Source organism: Rossellomorea sp. FS2 (assembly GCF_047915635.1).
Lineage (GTDB): Bacteria > Bacillota > Bacilli > Bacillales > Bacillaceae_B > Rossellomorea > Rossellomorea marisflavi_A.
On record NZ_JBLRVS010000001.1, the window covers coordinates 1,850,737 to 1,870,925 of the forward strand.

Genomic DNA, 20,189 nt, shown 5'->3' on the forward strand with positions numbered 1-20,189 from the left:
GATAATCAAGAAAGCCGACGGCACCTGACCGACGGCTCACCTTTTAACGATTAAGGAGACTTCCTACATAGCGGAGGAGCTCATTGGCACTGGTTGAATTATATCCGTGTTCATCGATGAGTCTTGCCACGACTTCATTGACCTTTTTCAACTGTTGCTCATCAGGCGTCTTGGAAGATGTCGTGATCTTCACAACGTCTTTCAGATCGGCAAAAAGTTTCTTCTGGATGGCTTCCCGCAGGCGATCATGGGAATTATAGTCGAATCTCTTCCCTTTACGGGCATAGGCGGAAATTCTGATGAGGATTTCTTCCCTGAACGCTTTTTTCGCATTTTCAGAGATCCCGATCTGTTCTTCGATGGAGCGCATGAGTTTTTCATCCGGATTGATTTCTTCACCGGTGAGCGGATCATGGAGCTTCGCTTTGTTGCAGTACGCTTCGACATTATCGAGATAGTTATCCATGAGGGTCTTGGCTGATTCTTCATACGAGTACACAAAGGCTTTCTGTACTTCTTTCTTCGCGATATCATCGTATTCTTTTCTGGCAAGTGATATGAAGTTCAGATATTTTTCCCGAAGCTCGGCTGTGATGGACGGATGCTGATCCAGTCCTTCTTTGAGCGCACGGAGGACATCCAGCGCATTGATGGTCGGCACTTCTTTCCGGATGATGGTGGAAGAGATCCTGTTGATCACGTACCGCGGATCGATGCCGCTCATGCCTTCGTCCTGGTACTCCTTCTTCATTTCGTCCACATCGGCCGAGTTGAATCCTTCGACACTTTCGCCGTCGTACAGGCGCATTTTTTTGATGAGGTCGATATCCCCGCGCTTCGGTTCTTTCAAGCGCGTCAGAATCGTGAACATGGCTGCCACCCTGAGAGTATGAGGGGCCACATGGACGTTGTTCACATCGCTCTCATTGATCATTTTTTCGTAGATTTTTTCTTCCTGTGTCACTTTGAGATTGTACGGAACCGGCATGACGATGATCCTTGAATGAAGGGCTTCATTCTTCTTATTCGCGATGAAGGAGCGGTACTCCGTTTCATTTGTATGGGCCACAATCAGTTCGTCTGCAGAAATTAACGCAAAACGTCCTGCTTTGAAATTCCCTTCCTGCGTCAGGGATAATAAATGCCATAGGAATTTTTCATCACATTTCAGCATCTCCTGGAACTCCATCAGTCCGCGGTTTGCTTTATTCAACTCCCCGTCGAACCGGTACGCCCTCGGATCGGACTCTGATCCATACTCCGCGATGGTCGAGAAATCGATGCTGCCCGTCAAATCGGCAATATCCTGGGATTTTGGATCAGAAGGACTGAATGTCCCGATGCCGACACGTTTATCTTCAGAGAAGAAAACCCTTTCCACCTGCACATCCTCGATGCGCCCGTGATATTCCTTTTCAAGCCTCATGGTATTGAGCGGGGATAGATTCCCCTCGATCCGGATGCCATATTCTTCGAAGAATTCCTCCCGGAGATGCTGGGGAATGAGATGGAGCGGATCTTCATGCATCGGACAACCTTTGATGGAGAAGACCGCTCCGCGATCGGTTCTTGAGTATTGTTCCAGACCCCGTTTCAGCATGGCTACCAGGGTCGACTTCCCTCCACTGACAGGACCCATCAAAAGCAGGATCCGCTTACGGACATCCAGTCGTTTCGCAGCCGGATGAAAGTATTCTTCTACCAGGCGTTCGAGTGCTTCCTCGAGACCAAATAATTGATCGCTGAAGAAATTGTACTTCCGCTTGCCTTCTATATCCTCCACGCCTGCGTCTTTGATCATATTAAAAACCCGTGAATGTGCTGACTGACCGACCCACTGTTTTTCTTTCAGCAGATCCAGGTACTGTGCAAACGTCCCTTCCCATTTCAGCTTTTCTTCTTCTTCTCGAAAATGTTCAATTCTTTTTAAGATATCCATAAGGACCTCCCCTTGTCACTTGTTGAGAGACGATTAATATACTCTATGCCCATCCTCCTGTGAACATGTTAAGAAGATGGGATTTATCAAGGGGAATAAAGGAAGGCGACTGAACGCGTTTTCAAAAAGAAGTTCACAACATTTGTAAAATAGGCTATACTAAAACCAGACTGTATGACAAGTTCATCTTGGGAGGTCTGGAAATGAATTTTCTATTGATTTTGGGAGTATCCCTGGCTTTCTTGACTGCGATTTTCACTGCAGGCTATAATGACAAGCCCGGCTCCAACTAAACAAAAAAACTGACCCCATCGGTCAGTTTTTTTGTTTCAGCGCTTATTGAATCCTTTTTTCTCCACAAACTCCTTCATATACATGCGGGGTCTGTTCGAAAGCATATTGGCCATCTGACCGCTCCAGCGGTCGGATCGTTTCCCAGCCGTACGTGCGTGGTAATAGGAAGAAATGGTATCATCGTACTCTTTCAATGTTTCCTTCATCTTCGCCTCATCCCTCTCATACCCATCTTCATGGTAGATGGCATCAAACGGAAGCCTCGGTTTCACGTCGGATTCATGTGCAGGGTGTCCCACTGCAAGACCGAACAACGGAACGACCCGGTCGGGAAGATTCAATACGTCACTTACACGTTCAAGATCGTTTCGGATTCCGCCGATATAGCAGATTCCAAGTCCCATTGATTCCGCCGCAAGCGATGCGTTTTGCGCAGCAAGTGCCGCATCGATGAGGGCGACCATGAATTTTTCGGTGCTTTCAAGTGTCGGTACCACATCGGCTCCTTCCCACTCACCGATCTTTTCATGGCGGTGGAGGTCGGCACAGAACACGAAGAAGTGACCGTTATGCTCTACATAGGATTGATTCCCGGCGAGCTCGGCGAGTTTCTTCTTCTTCTCCGGGTCCTTCACCCCGATGATCGTATACGCCTGTATGTAGCTTGACGTACTTGCAGCCTGAGCAGAGCTCACAATCGTACGGATTTCTTCATCCGTCAAGGTTTGATCAGTAAACTGACGGATGGAACGGTGTTTGAGTATCGTTTCTATTGTTTCATTCATAGGTATCATCTCCTTGACTCTTAGTATAAACCAAACGAAAAAAGGAATGAAAATCATTTGATTTTCATTCCTTTTTAAGATCAGCTTCAGTCGAGCCCGGGATATCCTTTTTGGCGAAGGGCCTCATATACGAGGATCGCCGCGGTATTGGACAGGTTCAATGAGCGCACATTCCCATTCATCGGGATCCGCAGCGCACGGTCCATATTCTGTTCGATTACCTCATCGGGAAGACCAGTCGTCTCTTTTCCAAATATGAAATAATGATCTTTTTCCACGTCGCTGTAGTCGAACGTTGTATGGGGGATCTTACCGTATTTGGTCAGATAAAAGAACTCTCCTTCAGCATTCTTTTCGAAGAATTCCTCCAAGGAATCATAATAGATGATTTCAACGAATTCCCAATAATCCAGCCCTGCACGCTTCAGCATCTTATCGTCCGTCGAAAAACCGAGTGGACGGATCAGATGGAGTGTCGTATCAGTGGCTGCACACGTACGTGCGATATTCCCCGTATTGGCGGGGATTTCCGGTTGATATAAAACAACATGTACTCCCAAGTGTTGTCACCTCATTCTTAAAACTATACGTGACATTATACCACTTTTATAAAAAGGTTGTCAGCGATCGTCCATGATGGTAAGGAATTTGTATTTGATGTTGGGGGTGTAAGCGGTGGAATCCTCGTAGTTCCAATACCTCATCCGGCAATTATACGTATGGGCATTCACCAGGGGCATCCCATCTGCATCCCTCCCCGTCACAATGGTCGTATGATCGAACCGGCCATCCCCTTCGAAATCATAGCAAATTACATCCCCCAGCTTCAGCTTATCGGGAGATTCAACCAGCTTGCCACGGAGGCCTACGGACGAATTAGGAATATACTGCCGCAGGGAATGGGCGACGGTCCAGCTGTAGCTCCAGCTCTGATTCCTCATCCACCATCCTTTTCCCTTTGTCGGATATCCCCTCATGGGAGCATCGCCAGCATGAAGGCATTGTGAAATGAAGTTCGTACAGTCATTCTCAAATTTTTTATATGCAGGGTTATAGCTGTTCCACCATTTTTCCGCATATTGAACCGCCGCGTGCCGGTCATAGCGATATTCGAGTCTTTCCCCTCCCTCATATTCCTCCTCATCCACACCCGGTTCCATGGCGGGAATCGGCTCTTCCACATCTTCATAGATCACTCCACCATAATAAACGGCCTTCCGGCTTTCCACTTCCTCTTCAAGATAGTAGTGGTTGCCGTGTTTGATGAAATACGTATAGTGAACAGAATAAGTGACCTTTTCTGTATCGTCCAGTTGTTTGTCGATGGTGTGGACCTTGCCTGTCGCTCCCACCTTGAGCAGCTTAGCATCACGCTTCAGGAAGGACGCCTTCTTGCGGTTCACCTTTTCGAACTGCGAGTCGCCGATTGATGTGAAATCATTGATCACGACCCCGACGTTCTCCATTAATATCCTTCTGATCATACGTTCCCCTCCTCCCTAATGGGTATGCCGCGAAGGGAATAAAAAGAAGCCGTACCCTCATGGTCGGCTTCTATTCTGTCAGCATGTGCAGACCTTTTTCGATTTCCTCGAGGACTTCAGGATCTGCTTCCTTCTCAATCTGATGTTTCAATGCTTCTTCCGCTTCCTGACCCCCGATTTTCCCGAGTGCCCAGGCTGAGGTCCCCCTCATGACGGGACGGACATCATTCCTCAAAACCCCGATCAGATCAGGGATCGCGGTTTCATCTTTGTAATGGGCCAGTGCAATGATGGCGTTTCTCTGAATGGGTTTCTTCCCCCTCCACGATCCTGAGATGTGGCCATAAGTTTCCTTGAAATCACGATTGGAAATCGTCAGAAGCGGCTTCAAGAGCGGTTTCGCCACTTCAGGGTCCGGCTCCATTTCCTTATGGAGGTGAAAATCTTTGCCCTTATTCTCCGGACACACCGTTTGGCATGTATCACATCCGTAAAGTCGATTCCCGAGTTTGACCCGGTACTCATCCTTAAGGAATCCCTTTGTCTGCGTCAGGAATGCAATGCATTTCTGAGCATCGAGCCTGCCGCCTTCTATCAGGGCGCCGGTCGGACATACGTCCACACATTTATTGCATGTGCCGCAGCCGTCTTCAATGGGCTTATCCGGTGAAAACGGAAGATTGGTGATCATCTCCCCAAGATAGACGTATGAACCGAACTCAGGTGTAATGATCGAGCAGTTCTTCCCGCTCCATCCGATACCCGCACGTTCTGACACAGCGCGGTCCACGAGTTCCCCCGTGTCCACCATCGACCTGAACCGGGCCTCCGGGATACGGGAAACAATGTATTCTTCCAGCTTTTTCAACCGATCCCTGAGGATATGATGGTAGTCCGTCCCCCACGAAGCCCTGCAGAAGATCCCCCTCCGCTCACCCCTTTTGCTCCTTGGGGCATCCTTCATCCTCGAAGGATAGGCAAGGGCGATGGCAATGATGGATCGTGGTTGATCGAATGTAAGGGATGGGTCAACGCGCTTATCTATGTCAGGTTCTTCAAAACCCGACTGGAATCCCGCCATTTCCTGACGGATGAGGCGATTCTTCATTTCCGTGAATGTATCTGCCGTAGTGAATCCGATCTTATCGATTCCGATCGTTTTACTATAGGAAATGATATCCGACTTCAACTGTTCCATGTCCATGTCCATCCGCCTCCTTTCTCTCGTTCGCATGAATGCATTGTACTATGATAAACTATTTCAAACGAAATGTGGAGGGAAATAAAGTGGAAATCATCATTGATTCAACATTGAAAGAAAAGGTCCCCGACTTCAAAGCAGGGATCATTCACTATAGAGGCATCGAGGTCGGGGAATCACCACAGATGCTCAAAGGGCGTCTTCAGCTTTTTCAAGAATCCATCTACTTTGATCTTCAGGACCAAAGCGTGACGGACTTCCCGGGGATCAACGAATGGCGCGATGTATTCAGGAAGACCGGAAAAGATCCGAACCGCTACCGTCATTCAGCTGAGGCGCTCTACAGGAGAATCGGAAAACAGAATTATCTCGGCACGATCAACTCGGCCATCGACCTCAATAATTTCTTTTCCCTCCGCTACCAGGTGCCCGTAGGAGTGTACGACTGGAACAAGGTCGACGGCAACTCCCTCACCCTGCGCGTAGGGGGCCCCGGTGAAACATACAAAGGGCTGAACGGAAGGGACAACTCGCTTGAAGGTCTGATCATTGCCTGCGATGGATCGGGTCCATTTGGAAGTCCGTTTGTGGACTCGGCACGTGCGCCGGTTGATGAGAAGACAACGGAGGCTGTTCAGATCATCTACATGAGACCTTCACTCTCGTCCGACGAATGCGATCAGCTAACTTCTTCCCTCGAAGAAATGTTCACCGGCATCCACGGTGGTGAAGCCACACATACGGTCGTCACGACGGATTATTGATCGTACTCTATTGGACAAAACCATGATAGGCGATTTTTGCCTTTTGGTTTTGTCTTTTTTTATAGGGTAACTTCAGAAACAGAGACCGTTCCTTTTCGCTCCAGGGACTTGCTTTCCACTGGGAGGAAGTCGAGCCTCCTCATTCTTGCGGGGTCTCGATCATCCCTCTCTTCCCGTAGGAGTCAAGTCCCTTCCGCTTCAATACACTCTTTGATGATGCAAAAACCTATAGAAATTTGAACAATGTTAGGAAGCCAGTCATTTACTATCCAAACGTGGATTCACTTGCGTTACGGCAATCCTCACTGCTACCTTATCCTCTCTAATATGTAAAATACACTGCAAACTTTCCCTTACAAGAATGACACTAGTCTTCAATAAAAAACCCCTTTGTAGAATGGTTCCACAAAGGAGTTCTTTTCTTTATTCACACATTCATCGTTTGCCAATCTTCCTGCAAGCGAGGAATCCTACACAAAGCGGGCTTACACCCACCACATATCAGACGGTGTCTCCTCGATCAGGACCGACTTCAGGTTCTTCACTGCCCGGAGGAAGCCTTCTTCAATCGACATGATCGGGTCTTCATGTTCGATGCTTACGACGTAGTCATACCCATACGTACGAAGGGCGCTCATCATGTCGGACCATTCCTGCAACCCATGACCGCATCCGACTGAGCGGAACGTCCAGGCCCTGCTCCTTACGTTTCCGTATGGCTGCATATCTGTCAGGCCATACATGTTGACGTTGTCCTGATCGATGTACGTGTCTTTTGCATGGAAGTGATGAATCGCATCTGCCTGCCCGAGGATCTTGATGGCGGCAACCGGATCGATCCCCTGCCACCACAGATGACTAGGATCGAGATTGGCGCCAATGGCTTTACTCGTTTCTTCCCTTAGTTTCAGAAGGGTGTATGGGGTGTGCACAAGGAACCCGCCATGAAGCTCAAGGCCGATCTTCACGCCATTTTCTTCTGCGAGTTTCCCCATCTCCTTCCAGTATGGGATCAATTTCTCTTCCCATTGCCATGTCAACACGTCGCCGTACTCATTCGGCCACGGGGTGACGGGCCAGTTGGGATGCTTGGCTCCTTCATGATCCCCGGCCGTACCGGAGAAGCAGTTCACGACAGGTACATTCATCAGACCGGCAAGACGGATGGTCTTCTCAAGGGCTCTATGGGATTCTTCTGCAAATGATTTGTCAGGTGTCAGTGGATTTCCGTGGCAGCTAAAAGCACTGATCTCCAATCCTCTTGACGACACTTTCTCTGCATACTCCCTGCGTTTCTCCTCACTCTCCAGTAAAACGTCGAGGTCACAATGGGCGTTACCGGGATACCCCCCAGTCCCGATTTCAACGGAATGGAGCCCCGCTTCTTTTACATAGTCCAACATCTCTTCAAAACTCTTTTCAGAGAATAATACAGTAAATACTCCGAGCTTCATCTATGTTTCCTCCTATCTTAATGTGATGCTTTTCCCCGTTTCGCTGCTTTTATAGATGGCTTCAATTATGGCTGAAACCTGCAGTGCTTCTTCCGGTTTTACAATAAGCTCTTCATCACCTAAGCAGCTCTTGATGAAATTCATCGCCTGGGGGATGCCCGCATCATCGTCACCGGGTATCCAATCCGCCTCACTATTCAGGAGCATGCCGTGCTTCATCTGATTCATCTGGAATGGGAAAAGGTCGATCCCTCCAATTTCACCAGAGATGCTCATGGTCTCTTCATCCGACTTGACGTTGGCCGACCAGGATGTCTCAAATAACATGGATGCACCATTATCGAATTTGATATAGGCTGTCACGTGATCATCCACCTCGAAGTTCTCCCTGTCGAAATCCCCCCACTGATTGACCTGTCCAGGCATGCGGGAGAGCTTATTGTAAGCAGTACCCGTCACTTCAACCGGGATTGGATTTCCAAGGAGCCATAGGGAAAGGTCGAGGAAATGACATCCGTAGTCGATGAGGCTGCCACCTCCCTGAAGCTCCCGGTTGGTGAATACACCCCAGCCCGGGACTTTGCGACGTCGGATCGCACGGGCCCTTGCCACGATCGGCTCGCCGATTTCGTTTTCAGTAATGACCCTTTTTGCAGCGATGGAATCCTTCATGAACCGGTAGTGATAAGCGATCCCGAGGAGTTTTCCTGATTTTCTGGACGCATCGATCATGGCTTCGCATTCTGCCGTCGTCATCGCCATGGGCTTTTCACAGAAAACGTGGACCCCCGCATTCAAGGCGGCGATGCTGATCTCTGCATGAAACTTATTCGGCGTGCAGATGGTGACGGCATCCACAATGTCGAACATGTCATGATAATTGCTGAAAACATGGGGAATGGAGTGCTCCTTTGCGACTCCGGCAGCGGTTGCCGGGTTAAGATCGCTCACCGCTGTAATGGTAACGATATCTGACAGTTTTTTATAAGCGGGAATATGGCGGCCTTGGGCGATCCCTCCGGCACCGATGATTCCCATTTTGAGCTTTTTCATGGCTGAAACTCCTTATCTTACAATCTAATGATCTGCTTGGTTTTACTCGATTCAAGGGCTCCCAGGACCACCTGCAGAGATTTCATGGCTTCTTCACCCGGGACAGCTGCCGGAACATCTTCCACGACTGAAGTCACGAAACGATCGATGACTCCCGATGCAGACTGACCGCCGTCATCGTTCGTCTGGATTCCACCCAGTTCATACTTGACGACTTCACCAGTTGAATACTGGACGACAAGGGAATTGACTGGATCTTCTTCAAGTCGTAGAACGGCTTTTTCACCGTAGATGACGGTCGAATTATCTTCCTTCTGATACGACCAGCTGGCAGCGAGGGTCCCGATGGTCCCGCTCTCCGTTTTCAAGACGCATACGGCCGTATCATCGACATCGGCATTTTCTTTGGAAGACGTTTCGACGAATGCGCCGACTTCCACGAATTCTTCACCGAGGATGTATCGCATAAGATCTGTTTTATGGACGCCAAGGTCACCCATGGCACCGATGAAGGCTTCTTCTTTCCTGAAGAACCAGCTATCTTTTCCATCCACGCTCCAGCCTTCAGGACCACCGTGACCGAATGCGGTGCGGAAGCTGTAAATCTTTCCGGCTTCTCCTTTGGAGATGAGCTCCTTCGCTTTTTGGTGGGATGGGACAAAACGCTGATTGTGTCCGATCATCAGTTTTCGGCCGGCTTGATTGGCTGCATCGATCATGGCTTGCGCCTCTTCAGTGGAAGTGGCCATCGGCTTTTCGCAAAGGACATGCTTTCCTGCTTTCAATGCATCGATGGAAATCGGAGCGTGGAGGGCATTCGGCGTACAGACGCTCACCGCTTTAATCGACTCATCCTTCAACAATTCTTTGTAATCCGTATACGCTTTTGCACCAATCTGGTCTGCCATCTCTTCGGCGCGGTCCTTTACGATATCACAAACCGCCACGATCTCTGCGTGTTCATTGGCCATGTACTCAGGAATATGCCTGTGTTTCGCGATACTACCGCATCCAATCACACCAATCTTCAATGGTTTCATTTTGCTTCCTCCTTCGCTTTAATCGTTTCAAGCGGCTGGGCATTTCCGTAGACAGGTCTGTTTCGGTTCACAGGGGCAGCCCACTTCACCGCATTCTCAATCACCTTTTGCACGTCTTTATGATAATAGGTAGGATACGTTTCATGGCCTGGACGGAAATAGAAGATCTTCCCGTTCCCACGCTGATACGTACATCCGCTCCTGAAGACTTCTCCTCCTTCAAACCAGCTCACCATCACAAGCTGATCCGGTGCCGGGATATCAAAGTGTTCGCCGTACATCTCTTCTTTCTCAAGCTCAATGCTTTCCCCTATCCCTTCTGCAATCGGGTGGGATGGATCCACGATCCAAATCCGTTCCTTCTCATCGGCTTCACGCCATTTCAAATCACAGGAAGTACCCATGAGGGTCTTGAAGATTTTCGAGAAGTGACCGGAGTGAAGAACAATCAGACCCATTCCATCCAATATCCGCTGCTTCACTCTTTCTACTACTTCGTCACTCACTTCCCCGTGGGCAAGATGCCCCCACCAGATCAATACATCTGTTCCATCAAGGACCTCCTGTGTCAGGCCATGCTCAGGTTCATCCAATGTAGCTGTCCTCACATTGAATGCCTCTTCGAGGAAGGAAGCGATTGCTCCGTGTATTCCTTTTGGGTAGATTTCCCTCACCACTGGATTCTGTTGTTCATGACGATTTTCGTTCCAAACTGTAACATTCATTATTCGATTCCCTCCATTTGTCATTGTGCAAGCGATTGCCTAAATTGTGCCGGTGTTTCTCCTGTAAGCTTCTTGAATACCTTACTAAAATATTTCTCATTCTGGAATCCTACATCGTGAGCAACCTGATAGATTTTCACGTAAGGATTGGATAACAGCTGCTTTGCCTTCTCTACCCTGACCGATGCTAGATAATCCGTAATTGTCACTCCGTATTCCTGTTTGAACCTGCGGGAAATGTATTCCCTGCTCAGAAAGAATCGGTCGGCAATTTCCTGAAGACTCACTTCTTCTACATAATGCTTTTTCAAGAATTGTTCCACTTCCTGCATGGGGTTCTTTTCCTTCTGATACCTGATGTTCGACAGACAATCGATGAGTTCGAGAAAGTCTTTTCTTTTCCCCTCTTTGAACCGATCAATCAAAAAGGACCCATCCCTTCCCCAATAGTCCCATCCTTCCGGTTTCCTTTCGAGAGTTATACCGTACTCCTTGAGCCAATTGGATCGGAGGAGGTTGAACTGATCATCCCACTCCTTCAGCCTGGCAAGGGTGAGGCCCTGTTTCCTATACAGGGAATCCACGATCGTCATTACTTTGGATGAGAGCTTATCCTTATCGCCTGCCTGGATCAGAAGCTTCAACTCGGTGGCATAATCGAAAAGATGAGGAAGCTCAGACTTCCTTTCAGTTCTTGATACAACGGGCTCCTTCCCGGTCAAATCCCTTCCAAGATGAATGGCAAGTGCCTCTTGATACGCTTCATGCATATGGGTGGAAATCGTCCCGATGGCCATGGTGATATGCACGCTGCTATAGTGATAGATTCGCTCGGTCAATTGACGGAGCCTTCTCTCTGCATCCTGTATATCCCAGAGGAGGATGGCGACTTCATCATCTGAATGGGTATGGCGGAAGCAGACACCGATATCCTTGCTTCTGAGCCACTCATTGCAAATATTCATCACGGTAAACATCGTCAGTTCGAGATCACCTTGGAAAACGTGTCGGATCATGGGTTTCACTGAAAAGATCGCAATGCGCTTTTCACAGTCCACCAGCGATCGTCCATGCTCCTTGAGAAATTCCTTCTCCGCTGAAGGGGGGACGGAGGATTGACGGCACAGAGTCGAAAGCAAGTGATCCCAATAGCGGGGTTTCACTTCGTTCATTGCCTGCCTCTCCTCTGCTTCCGAACGACGGTGATCCCTCCATTCCTTTACGGCCCTTTCGAGGGTCTCATTCAGTATCTCGGGCTCGATGGGTTTCAACAGATAGTCGAAGCTCTTATAATGGATGGCATTCCTCATCAATTCAAAGTCATCATGGCCGCTTACGACGATGGTTTTACTTCGGATATCGGCCGTGTGGATCCATTTCAACAGGCTGATTCCGTCTCTCTTGGGCATGCGCATATCGGTGAAGATGATTTCCGGCCGGTGCTTTTGGATCAGTTCGACGGCTTCCTCCCCATCTTCTGCTTCCATGACAGTATCGATTCCATGACTTGCCCAATCAGCAAGGAGGATCAACCCCTCCCGCACGTGCTTCTCATCATCCACGATGATGGCTTTCATCGGCATCATCCTCCCATTGGAGTGGTACTTCGATTCTTACCATGAGTCCGCCCCCATCCACGTTCTTCAACAAAAGAGCGGCCTTCCCGCCATAGTAGAGAGCCAATCGGACATACACGTTTTTCAATCCGATATGCCCTTCCGGCTTTTTGGATGAGTCGTACAACTGCTTCTCGATTTCTTCAAGCCTCTGATCTGGTATGCCTCCTCCATTATCTTTCACCACGATGATCAATTGATCTCCTTCGCGCCGGCAATCCAGGGCGATGACGCCTACCCCGTTTCTCCCATCAAAACCATGCTTAAAGTAGTTTTCAATGATGGGCTGCAGGATCATCTTGGGTACGGCGACTTCCCTGATGTCGTCTTGTACATCGATGTCGTATTGGAGCTGGTCTCCAAAGCGTTCTTTTTGCAGCAGGAGATAGGCGGCCGCATAGGTGATTTCCTTATGGAGGGGAACGACGTCTTCCTGCATATCCATCCCGTACCTCATGATCTTGGAGAGATGTGTCACAAGGGAATAAATGTGTGGAACATGATTCTTCAAGCCAAGTGTGCCGATTGATTGGAGTGCATTATACAAGAAATGAGGATTGATCTGTGATTGGAGCATCTTCAATTGACTCGTACGGTTTTCAAGCTCAAGCTTATACTCCCGATTGATGAGATGATTGATCCGGTCCACCATTTGATGGAACCTTCTGCTCAAAACCCCGATTTCATCCTCGCTGTATACCTCGGCCTTCACCTGCATGTTCCCACTTTCAACCTGCCGGATGGATTGCAGAAGCCCACGGATGGGTGAGGTGATCTTGAATGAAACAAACAGGGTGGCAAGTACCACCAAGCCGAGCCCAATGACCCCAAAGAGGATATTGATCTTCGCTACATTAAAAGCGCTTTCATATAAGTCTGCATAAGCGACACGTTTGACGAGGAACCATCCTCCTGCAGATGGTGACAGGCGATCGTACATGATTACCCCATTGAAGTCATCTCTCTTCCACTCGATGGTGCCCGCTTCTTTCTCTTCGCCGATGACCTCTTGAATCCATTGCTGCTTATCCGATATCTCGGCATCGGAGCTGTAGATCATATCCCCTTGAGGTGATAGGACATAAAACTCTTCTGATTCACTATTGTACATATTACGGCTGAGATCGACGATTTTATCTGGAGCGACATCGAGGGATATGTAGGCAAGGACGTCATTATCCGGGACGTTCCGGAATGCCCGGTGGATCGTCACGATTTCCTTTGAGCGCCTGATCTTCTCCTCCTGCTGGCTGTAAGCAGGCTCAATATACATATTGAATGGACTTTGGGCTGCCTTCAGATAAGAGGCCTCATTTTCTTCGGATATCCCCCTTGAGAATACGACATTGGTGCGTCTCGTCGCCGAGATGAAGCGGTCTTCCTCAAGAAAAGAAATCTTCACCCCATTGATCGTATCTCCTGTGTAAAGAATGGTCTGCATCACATTCTTCACCATCCCGATGGTCAGATAGCCGTGGTCTTTGTCAGGAGACTTCATATAATTGATAAAATCGGGATTGTTATAGAGGGAGAGGGACAAATCATTCAATTCCCCAATATACCCTTCAAGGTTCACCTTCCCTTGGTAAAGCAAGTTGCTGCTCTCTTTCACCACCTGGTCTTCCATGGAATCCTTTGTATAGAGATAGGTGACAATGATCGAAGAGCCAAAGGGCAGGATCGTCGTGATCATCAATAAGAAAATGAGCTTGTTGCGGATGCTTCCCTTCAACATCGGTCCAGGCCCCCCGAAACTTGCTTATAAAATAGTATAAATCTTCCCTCCTCCTATTTGAAAGGGTTTTCTAAAAAAATATTTTAAAATACTGATAGAACCGATAAAAAATGGAAAGCACCCATGACCTGTGCTTTCCATCCCCTTTTTTACTTCAGGTTATCCCATGTTTTCTGGAATCGATCCAGGACCGTATCGTAGTCGATCTTCCCTGCAGCATATTCCTGGATGGTAGCAGCGAATTCTTTATTTGCTCCATCCGGCCATTGGAACCATGTCCAAGGGATCGTCTTCTCATCCTTCGAGTACGTCAGGATGGATTCTCCCAGGTCCCCCAATCCATTCGGTTCGATGTTATCGAAAGCCGGAATGAAGGCAAACTCTTCTGTGATATAACGTTTTCCTGTTTCCGATGAAACCATCCACTCAAGGAACATCTTCGCTTCATCCAGATGCTTTGAGTTTTTATTGAGTACCCAGTTGTTCGGGACCCCTACAGGCAGTCGATCGGCACTCTCATCATTATCCAGTGGAATAGGAAGGAAGCCCATGTTGATGTCAGGGTTGACTTCAGTGATCATGTTTTCTGTCCAGTTCCCCTGTTGAAGCATCGCGGTTTCCCCTGAGGCAAAGAGTGTCACTTGGGTGTTATAATCCGTCGTCAGCGGATTATCGTTGGCATTCTTGATTTCTGCATCCAGTACACTCTTGAACTCTTTGAACTTGTCATTATCCTTGAATGTTTCCGTTCCATCATACAATCCTTTGATGAACGCGTCGGGATCCTCCTGCTGGGCAAACGGGATATTCAGCAAATGCTGTCCGATGACCCACCATTCGCCATAACCGGCTGAAAACGGCGTGATATCCTTCGCTTTCAATTTCTTTGCTGCATCATTCAGTTCGTCGATTGTCTTTGGTGCTTCCTTGATGCCTGCTTTTTCGAAAAGGTCTTTGTTATAAATGAACCCGTATCCTTCAAGGTTGACCGGCATCCCGTAAAGCTTGCCATCCTCATCTGTCATCGGGACTTTACCGATTGGAAGTACATGATCGACCCAAGGCTCACCTGAAAGGTCGGCAAGTTTTTCTTTCCAAAGATCCAACTCCTTGAATCCACCGTTATTGAAAATATCCGGTTCCTCTCCGGAAGCGAATTTGGCTTTCAGGGCTGCACCGTAGTCCGCTCCTCCCCCTACCGTCTCAAGCTTGATTTTAATATTCGGATGCTCTGCTTCGAATTCCTTGATCATTTCCTGTAATTGATCGGCGATTTCAACCTTGAACTGGAAGAAATTCAGGGTCACGACATCCCCATCACTCTTCCCATCCGAACCCGAAGAGCCTTTGGATGAACAGCCTGCAATGATCCCAAATACCAGGATCAGCGACATGCTTAACAGTAGAATACGTTTCACTAGATTCGACCTCCCCATTCTTCTTTTAAATTTTATATAATTTTCTGCATGGAATACACAGAAAGTTTATATCTACTTGATGGATCCTGACGCAATTCCCTTAATGATATGCTTCTGAAGGAACAGGAAGAAAATGATGACCGGTGTGATCCCGAGGACCAAAGCGGCAAGTCCCATGTCCCATTGCTTCGTATACTGTGCAAAGAATGAGCTCGCAGCAAGCGGGATCGTCCGGAGCTCTGCATCCTGCAGAACCAGGAGCGGCAGAAGATAATCATTCCATATCCAGAGCGTATTCAGAATGACGACTGTGACGGTGATGGGCTTCAATAGAGGGAAGACAATCCTCCAGAAGACACCGAATGAGCTGCAACCATCCATCATGGCCGACTCCTCGATCTCGACCGGCACCGTCTTGACAAAGCCATGGTAGAGGAAGAGGGACAGAGGCACGCCGAAACCAAAATACATGAGGATCAACCCCGGGATACTATTTGTCAGGCCCAGTGTCCCCCCCACCTTCATCAGGGGAATCATGACCGTTTGGAAAGGAATGACCATGGCTGATACAAATAAAATGAATAGGATTTTACTGAACTTCCCCGGAGTCCTGACCATTTTCCATGCGGCCATGGAGGAAATCAGAACAAGACCGATGTTACTGATCGTTGTGATGATGAAGGAGTTCATGAAGGCACGGGGGAACTGGATGATTTCCCACACCCTTGCATAGTTTGAAAACATGAACTCTTCCGGCCAGGCCGCTGCATCGATCAAGATGGCTGCGAACGGTTTGACCGAATTCACCAACACGAAGTAAAAGGGAATCATGAAGACGATGGCCAGTGCGATTGCGACAATTTCGAGCAGGAACGTCCTTTTTGTATAGCGGTTGTTCATCATGCCTGGACCTCCTTCCTCTTCGTGATCATCACCTGGACGGTAGTGAATACAGCGACGATGACAAAGAACAGGATCGATTTGGCTGTACCGAGACCGTACCGGTTATTCTGGAATGCTTCCTGATAAATATTGATGGCTACAGACTGGGTGGAGTTGAATGGTCCCCCGCCTGTCAGGGATATATTCAGATCAAAGATCTTGAATGCCATTGATATCGTAAGGAAGAAGCAGATCGTGAAAGCCGGCAGGATCAGAGGAACAATGATCCGTGTCAACAGCGTCCAGTTCGATGCACCATCGATCTTTGCTGCTTCCAATAGGGACGTATCGACTCCTTGCAGGGCTGCCACATAAATGACCATCATATAACCGCTGATCTGCCATGCAAAGACGATGACGATGCCCCAGAAAGCCGTCTTCTCATCCCCAAGCCAGGGCATCTTGAACAGGGAGAGGTCGGTCAGGTTGCCCAACGACGCAAAGCCTTTTACGAAGATGAACTGCCAGATGAATCCGAGTAGCAGACCGCCGATGACATTCGGCAAAAAGAATACGGTTCTCAGGATATTCTTCGTCTTCAAAGCTGCATTCAGGAGCAGGGCAAACCCGAATCCGATCACATTGCTGATTATCACCGCTGCAAACATGAACTTTGTTGTGAACATAAAGGATTGGAAGAACACCTGATCATCGGTGAATATCCGGATATAATTATCGAATCCAACCCATTCCACAGCCGAACTGACCCCGTTCCACGATGTAAACGAATAGTACAGCCCCATCAGGAACGGGACGATTTGTATAACAAGAAAGAATAGTAGTGCCGGACCCACAAATGCGGTATAGGTCAATACGCTTTTCCATTTGAGTCCTTTTTTCGGAACGGGCTTCATTTGTACCTCAGGCCTGACCGGTCCCGTCTCTATCTTCGGTTCCATCTCTTCTCCCCCTTCAGTAACGCTTTTTCTCATTATAATGTAAACGCTTACTTTTTATAGTCAACTGAGTTGACATGGATGGGGCACGATATTGACCTCTTTGACAACAAAAAAAGACCCCCGCCCGAGTAAAGCGGGCGGGGGTCACATCTATTATTCCCGGTCTAGGGGGAAGTCTCCCATCAATCGGTGGAGCCAGGAGATGCTGAGCTGAAACCATTGTGAGAAATCACCGTCTACCATTGAACGCTGTCCAGCCGATGACAAAGGCTTCCCAAGGGAAAGTCCGTGGACACCATGCTGAAAAATATGAGATTCAAAGGGGACGCCAGCACGGCTGAGGGCCCTCATGAATTCCAGCGTATGTTCGACCGGTACGATGCGGTCTTCAAAAGTCGAAAACAAAAAGCTTGGAGGTGTGTTCCCGTCCACTCTCTCTTCCAGTGACGGCACCGGAAAAGCTAGTACATCCTCAAGGGTTGAAAGAATACAAGGATACCCGAGGATCAGGGCTCTCGGTCTGAACATGCCCATGGTTCCCAGTGAAGCGGCCAGATGCCCCCCGGCGGAAAAGCCGACTACTGCGATCCGCTCAGGATCCACTCCAAATTCAGAGGCATGATTCCTTACATATGCCAATGCTTCTTCAGCATCCCTGAATGAATCTTCAAACCCCTTGTCTTCTCCTACAGAGTAACGAAGAATGAATGCATGATAGCCTTCAGACAAGTACGCCATGGCTACAGGTTCTGCCTCCCGGTCCGATGTATAGTAATACCCTCCCCCCGGAAGGATCAACACGGCAGGACGGGTGGAGATGTTTTTCATACGCTTGGTTGTATCCAATGAATAGGCTGTAAGCGTCGATTGCGGGTTGCTGCTCAACTGGATGGATTGAATGTTCATACGTTTTCCCCCTAATGATCAATACGTTACGTTATGTCCAGTATATAAGGAGACGGATGGGGTTTCCAGATATTCTCTCCCCTGATACAAAAAAAGACCTCCAACGAATTTGTTGGAAGTCTGAATATGTAAGATGGAGCGGGTGATGGGAATCGAACCCACGACATCAGCTTGGAAGGCTGAGGTTTTACCATTAAACTACACCCGCTTATGGTACCGGTGGCCGGGGTCGAACCGGCACTCCTTACGGAACACGATTTTGAGTCGTGCGCGTCTGCCTATTCCGCCACACCGGCAAGCGTCTAAAAAAAATATGGAGGCGGCAACCGGATTTGAACCGGTGATAAAGGTTTTGCAGACCTCTGCCTTACCACTTGGCTATGCCGCCATTTTTCTATGGAGCGGAAGACGGGATTCGAACCCGCGACCCCCACCTTGGCAAGGTGGTGTTCTACCACTGAACTACTTCCGCACTACTGGGCTAGCTGGATTCGAACCAACGCATGTCGCAGTCAAAGTGCGATGCCTTACCGCTTGGCTATAGCCCACTGTTAGTATATGACACACAGAGAAAAATGTGACAAAAATATGGGGCGACTGATGGGAATCGAACCCACGAATGCCGGAACCACAATCCGGTGCGTTAACCACTTCGCCACAATCGCCATGGCAGGGGCAGCAGGAATCGAACCCGCACCAAAGGTTTTGGAGACCTTCGTTCTACCGTTAAACTATGCCCCTGTATTAAATGGTGGAGGGGGGCAGATTCGAACTGCCGAACCCGAAGGAGCGGATTTACAGTCCGCCGCGTTTAGCCACTTCGCTACCCCTCCAGCTATAAAAAATCAGTGGTGCCGGCAAGAGGACTTGAACCCCCAACCTACTGATTACAAGTCAGTTGCTCTACCAGTTGAGCTACACCGGCACAAAAAAATGGTGGCTCAGGACGGAATCGAACCGCCGACACATGGATTTTCAGTCCATTGCTCTACCAACTGAGCTACTGAGCCATTGCATATTTGTATTAAAATGAAAAATGGCGGTCCGGACGGGACTCGAACCCGCGACCTCCTGCGTGACAGGCAGGCATTCTAACCAACTGAACTACCGGACCAAAGCTTTTTGCGATAGCAAAATAGCTATCATTAGTATTCGCGTTAGCGAAAATAAAGATCAAAGTACTGCGATAGCAAATCCGCTATCAATGTCACTGCATTCCAATCCTCACGGATCAAAACGGTATTGCGGGGACAGGATTTGAACCTGCGACCTTCGGGTTATGAGCCCGACGAGCTACCGAACTGCTCCACCCCGCGACGATAATGATAAGTTATTTTCACTACGCTTCGCTTCGCGAAAAAACTATGGTGGAGGATGACGGGATCGAACCGCCGACCCTCTGCTTGTAAGGCAGATGCTCTCCCAGCTGAGCTAATCCTCCACTGATTCTTTGCATTTAAAAATGGTGACCCGTACGGGATTCGAACCCGTGTTACCGCCGTGAAAGGGCGGTGTCTTAACCGCTTGACCAACGGGCCATATATGGCGGAGAGCAAGGGATTTGAACCCTTGAGACAGCTATAAACCGCCTACACGATTTCCAATCGTGCTCCTTCGGCCACTCGGACAGCTCTCCATATAATGGCTCCACAGGCAGGACTCGAACCTGCGACCGATCGGTTAACAGCCGATAGCTCTACCACTGAGCTACTGTGGAATGTACCGCCTGGCGACGTCCTACTCTCGCAGGGGGAGATCCCCCAACTACCATCGGCGCTGAAGAGCTTAACTTCCGTGTTCGGCATGGGAACGGGTGTGACCTCTTCGCCAATGTCACCAGACTATGTATGTCCTTCAAAAGGACAAGTATTATTATACCGCATTCTCGCGGCGATTTCAAGGTTTTTTTATACTTTATGTATACTTATTCCCTG

General features: G+C 48.6%; 16 protein-coding genes, 16 tRNA genes and 1 rRNA gene. 1 reads left to right on the forward strand and 32 read right to left on the reverse strand.

Going from position 1 to position 20,189, the window contains the following annotated elements:
* Nucleotides 1-43: 43 nt before the first annotated feature.
* From ACNA6I_RS09645 to queG, 5 genes are all read right to left on the reverse strand, one after another.
* Entirely contained in the window at nt 44-1,939 is a 1,896-nt protein-coding gene (locus ACNA6I_RS09645; protein WP_048004489.1) for a PrkA family serine protein kinase, read from the reverse strand.
* 329 nt (nt 1,940-2,268) lie between these two features.
* A complete protein-coding gene (nfsA, locus tag ACNA6I_RS09650; protein ID WP_048004490.1) occupies nt 2,269-3,018 on the reverse strand; it encodes an oxygen-insensitive NADPH nitroreductase in 750 nt (249 codons plus the stop codon).
* A gap of 86 nt (nt 3,019-3,104) precedes the next feature.
* Nucleotides 3,105-3,578: a tRNA (uridine(34)/cytosine(34)/5-carboxymethylaminomethyluridine(34)-2'-O)-methyltransferase TrmL gene (gene trmL / locus ACNA6I_RS09655; RefSeq protein WP_048004491.1), complete on the reverse strand. Its 474-nt coding sequence runs from the start codon at nt 3,576-3,578 to the stop codon at nt 3,105-3,107.
* Between the two features lie 60 nt (nt 3,579-3,638).
* Complete coding sequence (locus ACNA6I_RS09660) at nt 3,639-4,484, reverse strand: amidase domain-containing protein (RefSeq protein ID WP_187427084.1); 846 nt, start codon at nt 4,482-4,484, stop codon at nt 3,639-3,641.
* Nucleotides 4,485-4,572: 88 nt separating this feature from the next.
* Complete coding sequence (queG, locus tag ACNA6I_RS09665; RefSeq protein ID WP_063191987.1) at nt 4,573-5,706, reverse strand: tRNA epoxyqueuosine(34) reductase QueG; 1,134 nt, start codon at nt 5,704-5,706, stop codon at nt 4,573-4,575.
* Between the two features lie 83 nt (nt 5,707-5,789).
* On the opposite strand from queG, the gene ACNA6I_RS09670 reads away from it, so the two are divergent.
* On the forward strand, nt 5,790-6,467 hold the full coding sequence (locus ACNA6I_RS09670) for a B3/4 domain-containing protein (RefSeq protein WP_048004494.1): 678 nt from the start codon (nt 5,790-5,792) through the stop codon (nt 6,465-6,467).
* Between the two features lie 485 nt (nt 6,468-6,952).
* Here ACNA6I_RS09670 and ACNA6I_RS09675 read toward each other — a convergent pair whose 3' ends face one another.
* The 27 genes from ACNA6I_RS09675 to rrf form a co-directional block, all read right to left on the reverse strand.
* Nucleotides 6,953-7,921 (reverse strand): sugar phosphate isomerase/epimerase family protein, encoded by a 969-nt coding sequence (locus ACNA6I_RS09675; RefSeq protein WP_048004495.1) that lies wholly within the window; start codon nt 7,919-7,921, stop codon nt 6,953-6,955.
* A gap of 12 nt (nt 7,922-7,933) precedes the next feature.
* On the reverse strand, nt 7,934-8,974 hold the full coding sequence (locus ACNA6I_RS09680; RefSeq protein WP_416313199.1) for a Gfo/Idh/MocA family protein: 1,041 nt from the start codon (nt 8,972-8,974) through the stop codon (nt 7,934-7,936).
* A gap of 17 nt (nt 8,975-8,991) precedes the next feature.
* Nucleotides 8,992-10,014 carry a Gfo/Idh/MocA family protein gene (locus ACNA6I_RS09685; RefSeq protein ID WP_048012893.1) on the reverse strand — a complete coding sequence of 341 codons (1,023 nt, stop codon included), beginning with the start codon at nt 10,012-10,014 and terminating at the stop codon, nt 8,992-8,994.
* Nucleotides 10,011-10,742: a ThuA domain-containing protein gene (locus ACNA6I_RS09690; protein WP_048004561.1), complete on the reverse strand. Its 732-nt coding sequence runs from the start codon at nt 10,740-10,742 to the stop codon at nt 10,011-10,013. The genes ACNA6I_RS09685 and ACNA6I_RS09690 overlap by 4 nt, the downstream gene beginning before the upstream one ends.
* A gap of 17 nt (nt 10,743-10,759) precedes the next feature.
* Nucleotides 10,760-12,316, reverse strand: coding sequence for a response regulator transcription factor (locus ACNA6I_RS09695; RefSeq protein WP_252266323.1), 1,557 nt, complete (start codon nt 12,314-12,316; stop codon nt 10,760-10,762).
* Nucleotides 12,294-14,090: a cache domain-containing sensor histidine kinase gene (locus tag ACNA6I_RS09700; RefSeq protein ID WP_048004499.1), complete on the reverse strand. Its 1,797-nt coding sequence runs from the start codon at nt 14,088-14,090 to the stop codon at nt 12,294-12,296. The genes ACNA6I_RS09695 and ACNA6I_RS09700 overlap by 23 nt, the downstream gene beginning before the upstream one ends.
* 149 nt (nt 14,091-14,239) lie before the next feature.
* Nucleotides 14,240-15,508 (reverse strand): ABC transporter substrate-binding protein, encoded by a 1,269-nt coding sequence (locus tag ACNA6I_RS09705; RefSeq protein WP_048004500.1) that lies wholly within the window; start codon nt 15,506-15,508, stop codon nt 14,240-14,242.
* Nucleotides 15,509-15,580: 72 nt separating this feature from the next.
* Nucleotides 15,581-16,408, reverse strand: a complete 828-nt coding sequence (locus ACNA6I_RS09710; RefSeq protein WP_048004562.1) for a carbohydrate ABC transporter permease — start codon at nt 16,406-16,408, stop codon at nt 15,581-15,583.
* Nucleotides 16,408-17,349, reverse strand: a complete 942-nt coding sequence (locus ACNA6I_RS09715; RefSeq protein ID WP_048004501.1) for a carbohydrate ABC transporter permease — start codon at nt 17,347-17,349, stop codon at nt 16,408-16,410. The genes ACNA6I_RS09710 and ACNA6I_RS09715 overlap by 1 nt, the downstream gene beginning before the upstream one ends.
* Nucleotides 17,350-17,502: 153 nt before the next feature.
* Complete coding sequence (locus ACNA6I_RS09720; protein ID WP_416313200.1) at nt 17,503-18,255, reverse strand: alpha/beta hydrolase; 753 nt, start codon at nt 18,253-18,255, stop codon at nt 17,503-17,505.
* Nucleotides 18,256-18,389: 134 nt separating this feature from the next.
* A tRNA-Gly gene (locus ACNA6I_RS09725) sits at nt 18,390-18,463 on the reverse strand.
* Between the two features lie 3 nt (nt 18,464-18,466).
* Nucleotides 18,467-18,551 (reverse strand) — tRNA-Leu (locus ACNA6I_RS09730).
* Nucleotides 18,552-18,569: 18 nt separating this feature from the next.
* Nucleotides 18,570-18,643: transfer RNA gene (locus tag ACNA6I_RS09735), tRNA-Cys, on the reverse strand.
* A gap of 9 nt (nt 18,644-18,652) precedes the next feature.
* Nucleotides 18,653-18,727 (reverse strand) — tRNA-Gly (locus ACNA6I_RS09740).
* A 4-nt stretch (nt 18,728-18,731) separates the two neighbouring features.
* A tRNA-Gln gene (locus tag ACNA6I_RS09745) sits at nt 18,732-18,803 on the reverse strand.
* A gap of 41 nt (nt 18,804-18,844) precedes the next feature.
* Nucleotides 18,845-18,920, reverse strand: a tRNA-His gene (locus tag ACNA6I_RS09750).
* Nucleotides 18,921-18,922: 2 nt separating this feature from the next.
* A tRNA-Trp gene (locus ACNA6I_RS09755) sits at nt 18,923-18,996 on the reverse strand.
* A gap of 8 nt (nt 18,997-19,004) precedes the next feature.
* Nucleotides 19,005-19,088: transfer RNA gene (locus ACNA6I_RS09760), tRNA-Tyr, on the reverse strand.
* Nucleotides 19,089-19,104: 16 nt separating this feature from the next.
* Nucleotides 19,105-19,180: transfer RNA gene (locus ACNA6I_RS09765), tRNA-Thr, on the reverse strand.
* A gap of 9 nt (nt 19,181-19,189) precedes the next feature.
* Nucleotides 19,190-19,265 (reverse strand) — tRNA-Phe (locus ACNA6I_RS09770).
* A 27-nt stretch (nt 19,266-19,292) separates the two neighbouring features.
* A tRNA-Asp gene (locus tag ACNA6I_RS09775) sits at nt 19,293-19,369 on the reverse strand.
* A 128-nt stretch (nt 19,370-19,497) separates the two neighbouring features.
* Nucleotides 19,498-19,571, reverse strand: a tRNA-Met gene (locus ACNA6I_RS09780).
* 49 nt (nt 19,572-19,620) lie between these two features.
* Nucleotides 19,621-19,696, reverse strand: a tRNA-Val gene (locus tag ACNA6I_RS09785).
* Nucleotides 19,697-19,718: 22 nt separating this feature from the next.
* A tRNA-Glu gene (locus tag ACNA6I_RS09790) sits at nt 19,719-19,793 on the reverse strand.
* A 5-nt stretch (nt 19,794-19,798) separates the two neighbouring features.
* Nucleotides 19,799-19,891, reverse strand: a tRNA-Ser gene (locus tag ACNA6I_RS09795).
* A gap of 6 nt (nt 19,892-19,897) precedes the next feature.
* Nucleotides 19,898-19,972 (reverse strand) — tRNA-Asn (locus ACNA6I_RS09800).
* A gap of 7 nt (nt 19,973-19,979) precedes the next feature.
* Nucleotides 19,980-20,096, reverse strand: a 5S ribosomal RNA gene (rrf, locus tag ACNA6I_RS09805).
* Nucleotides 20,097-20,189 lie beyond the last annotated feature (93 nt).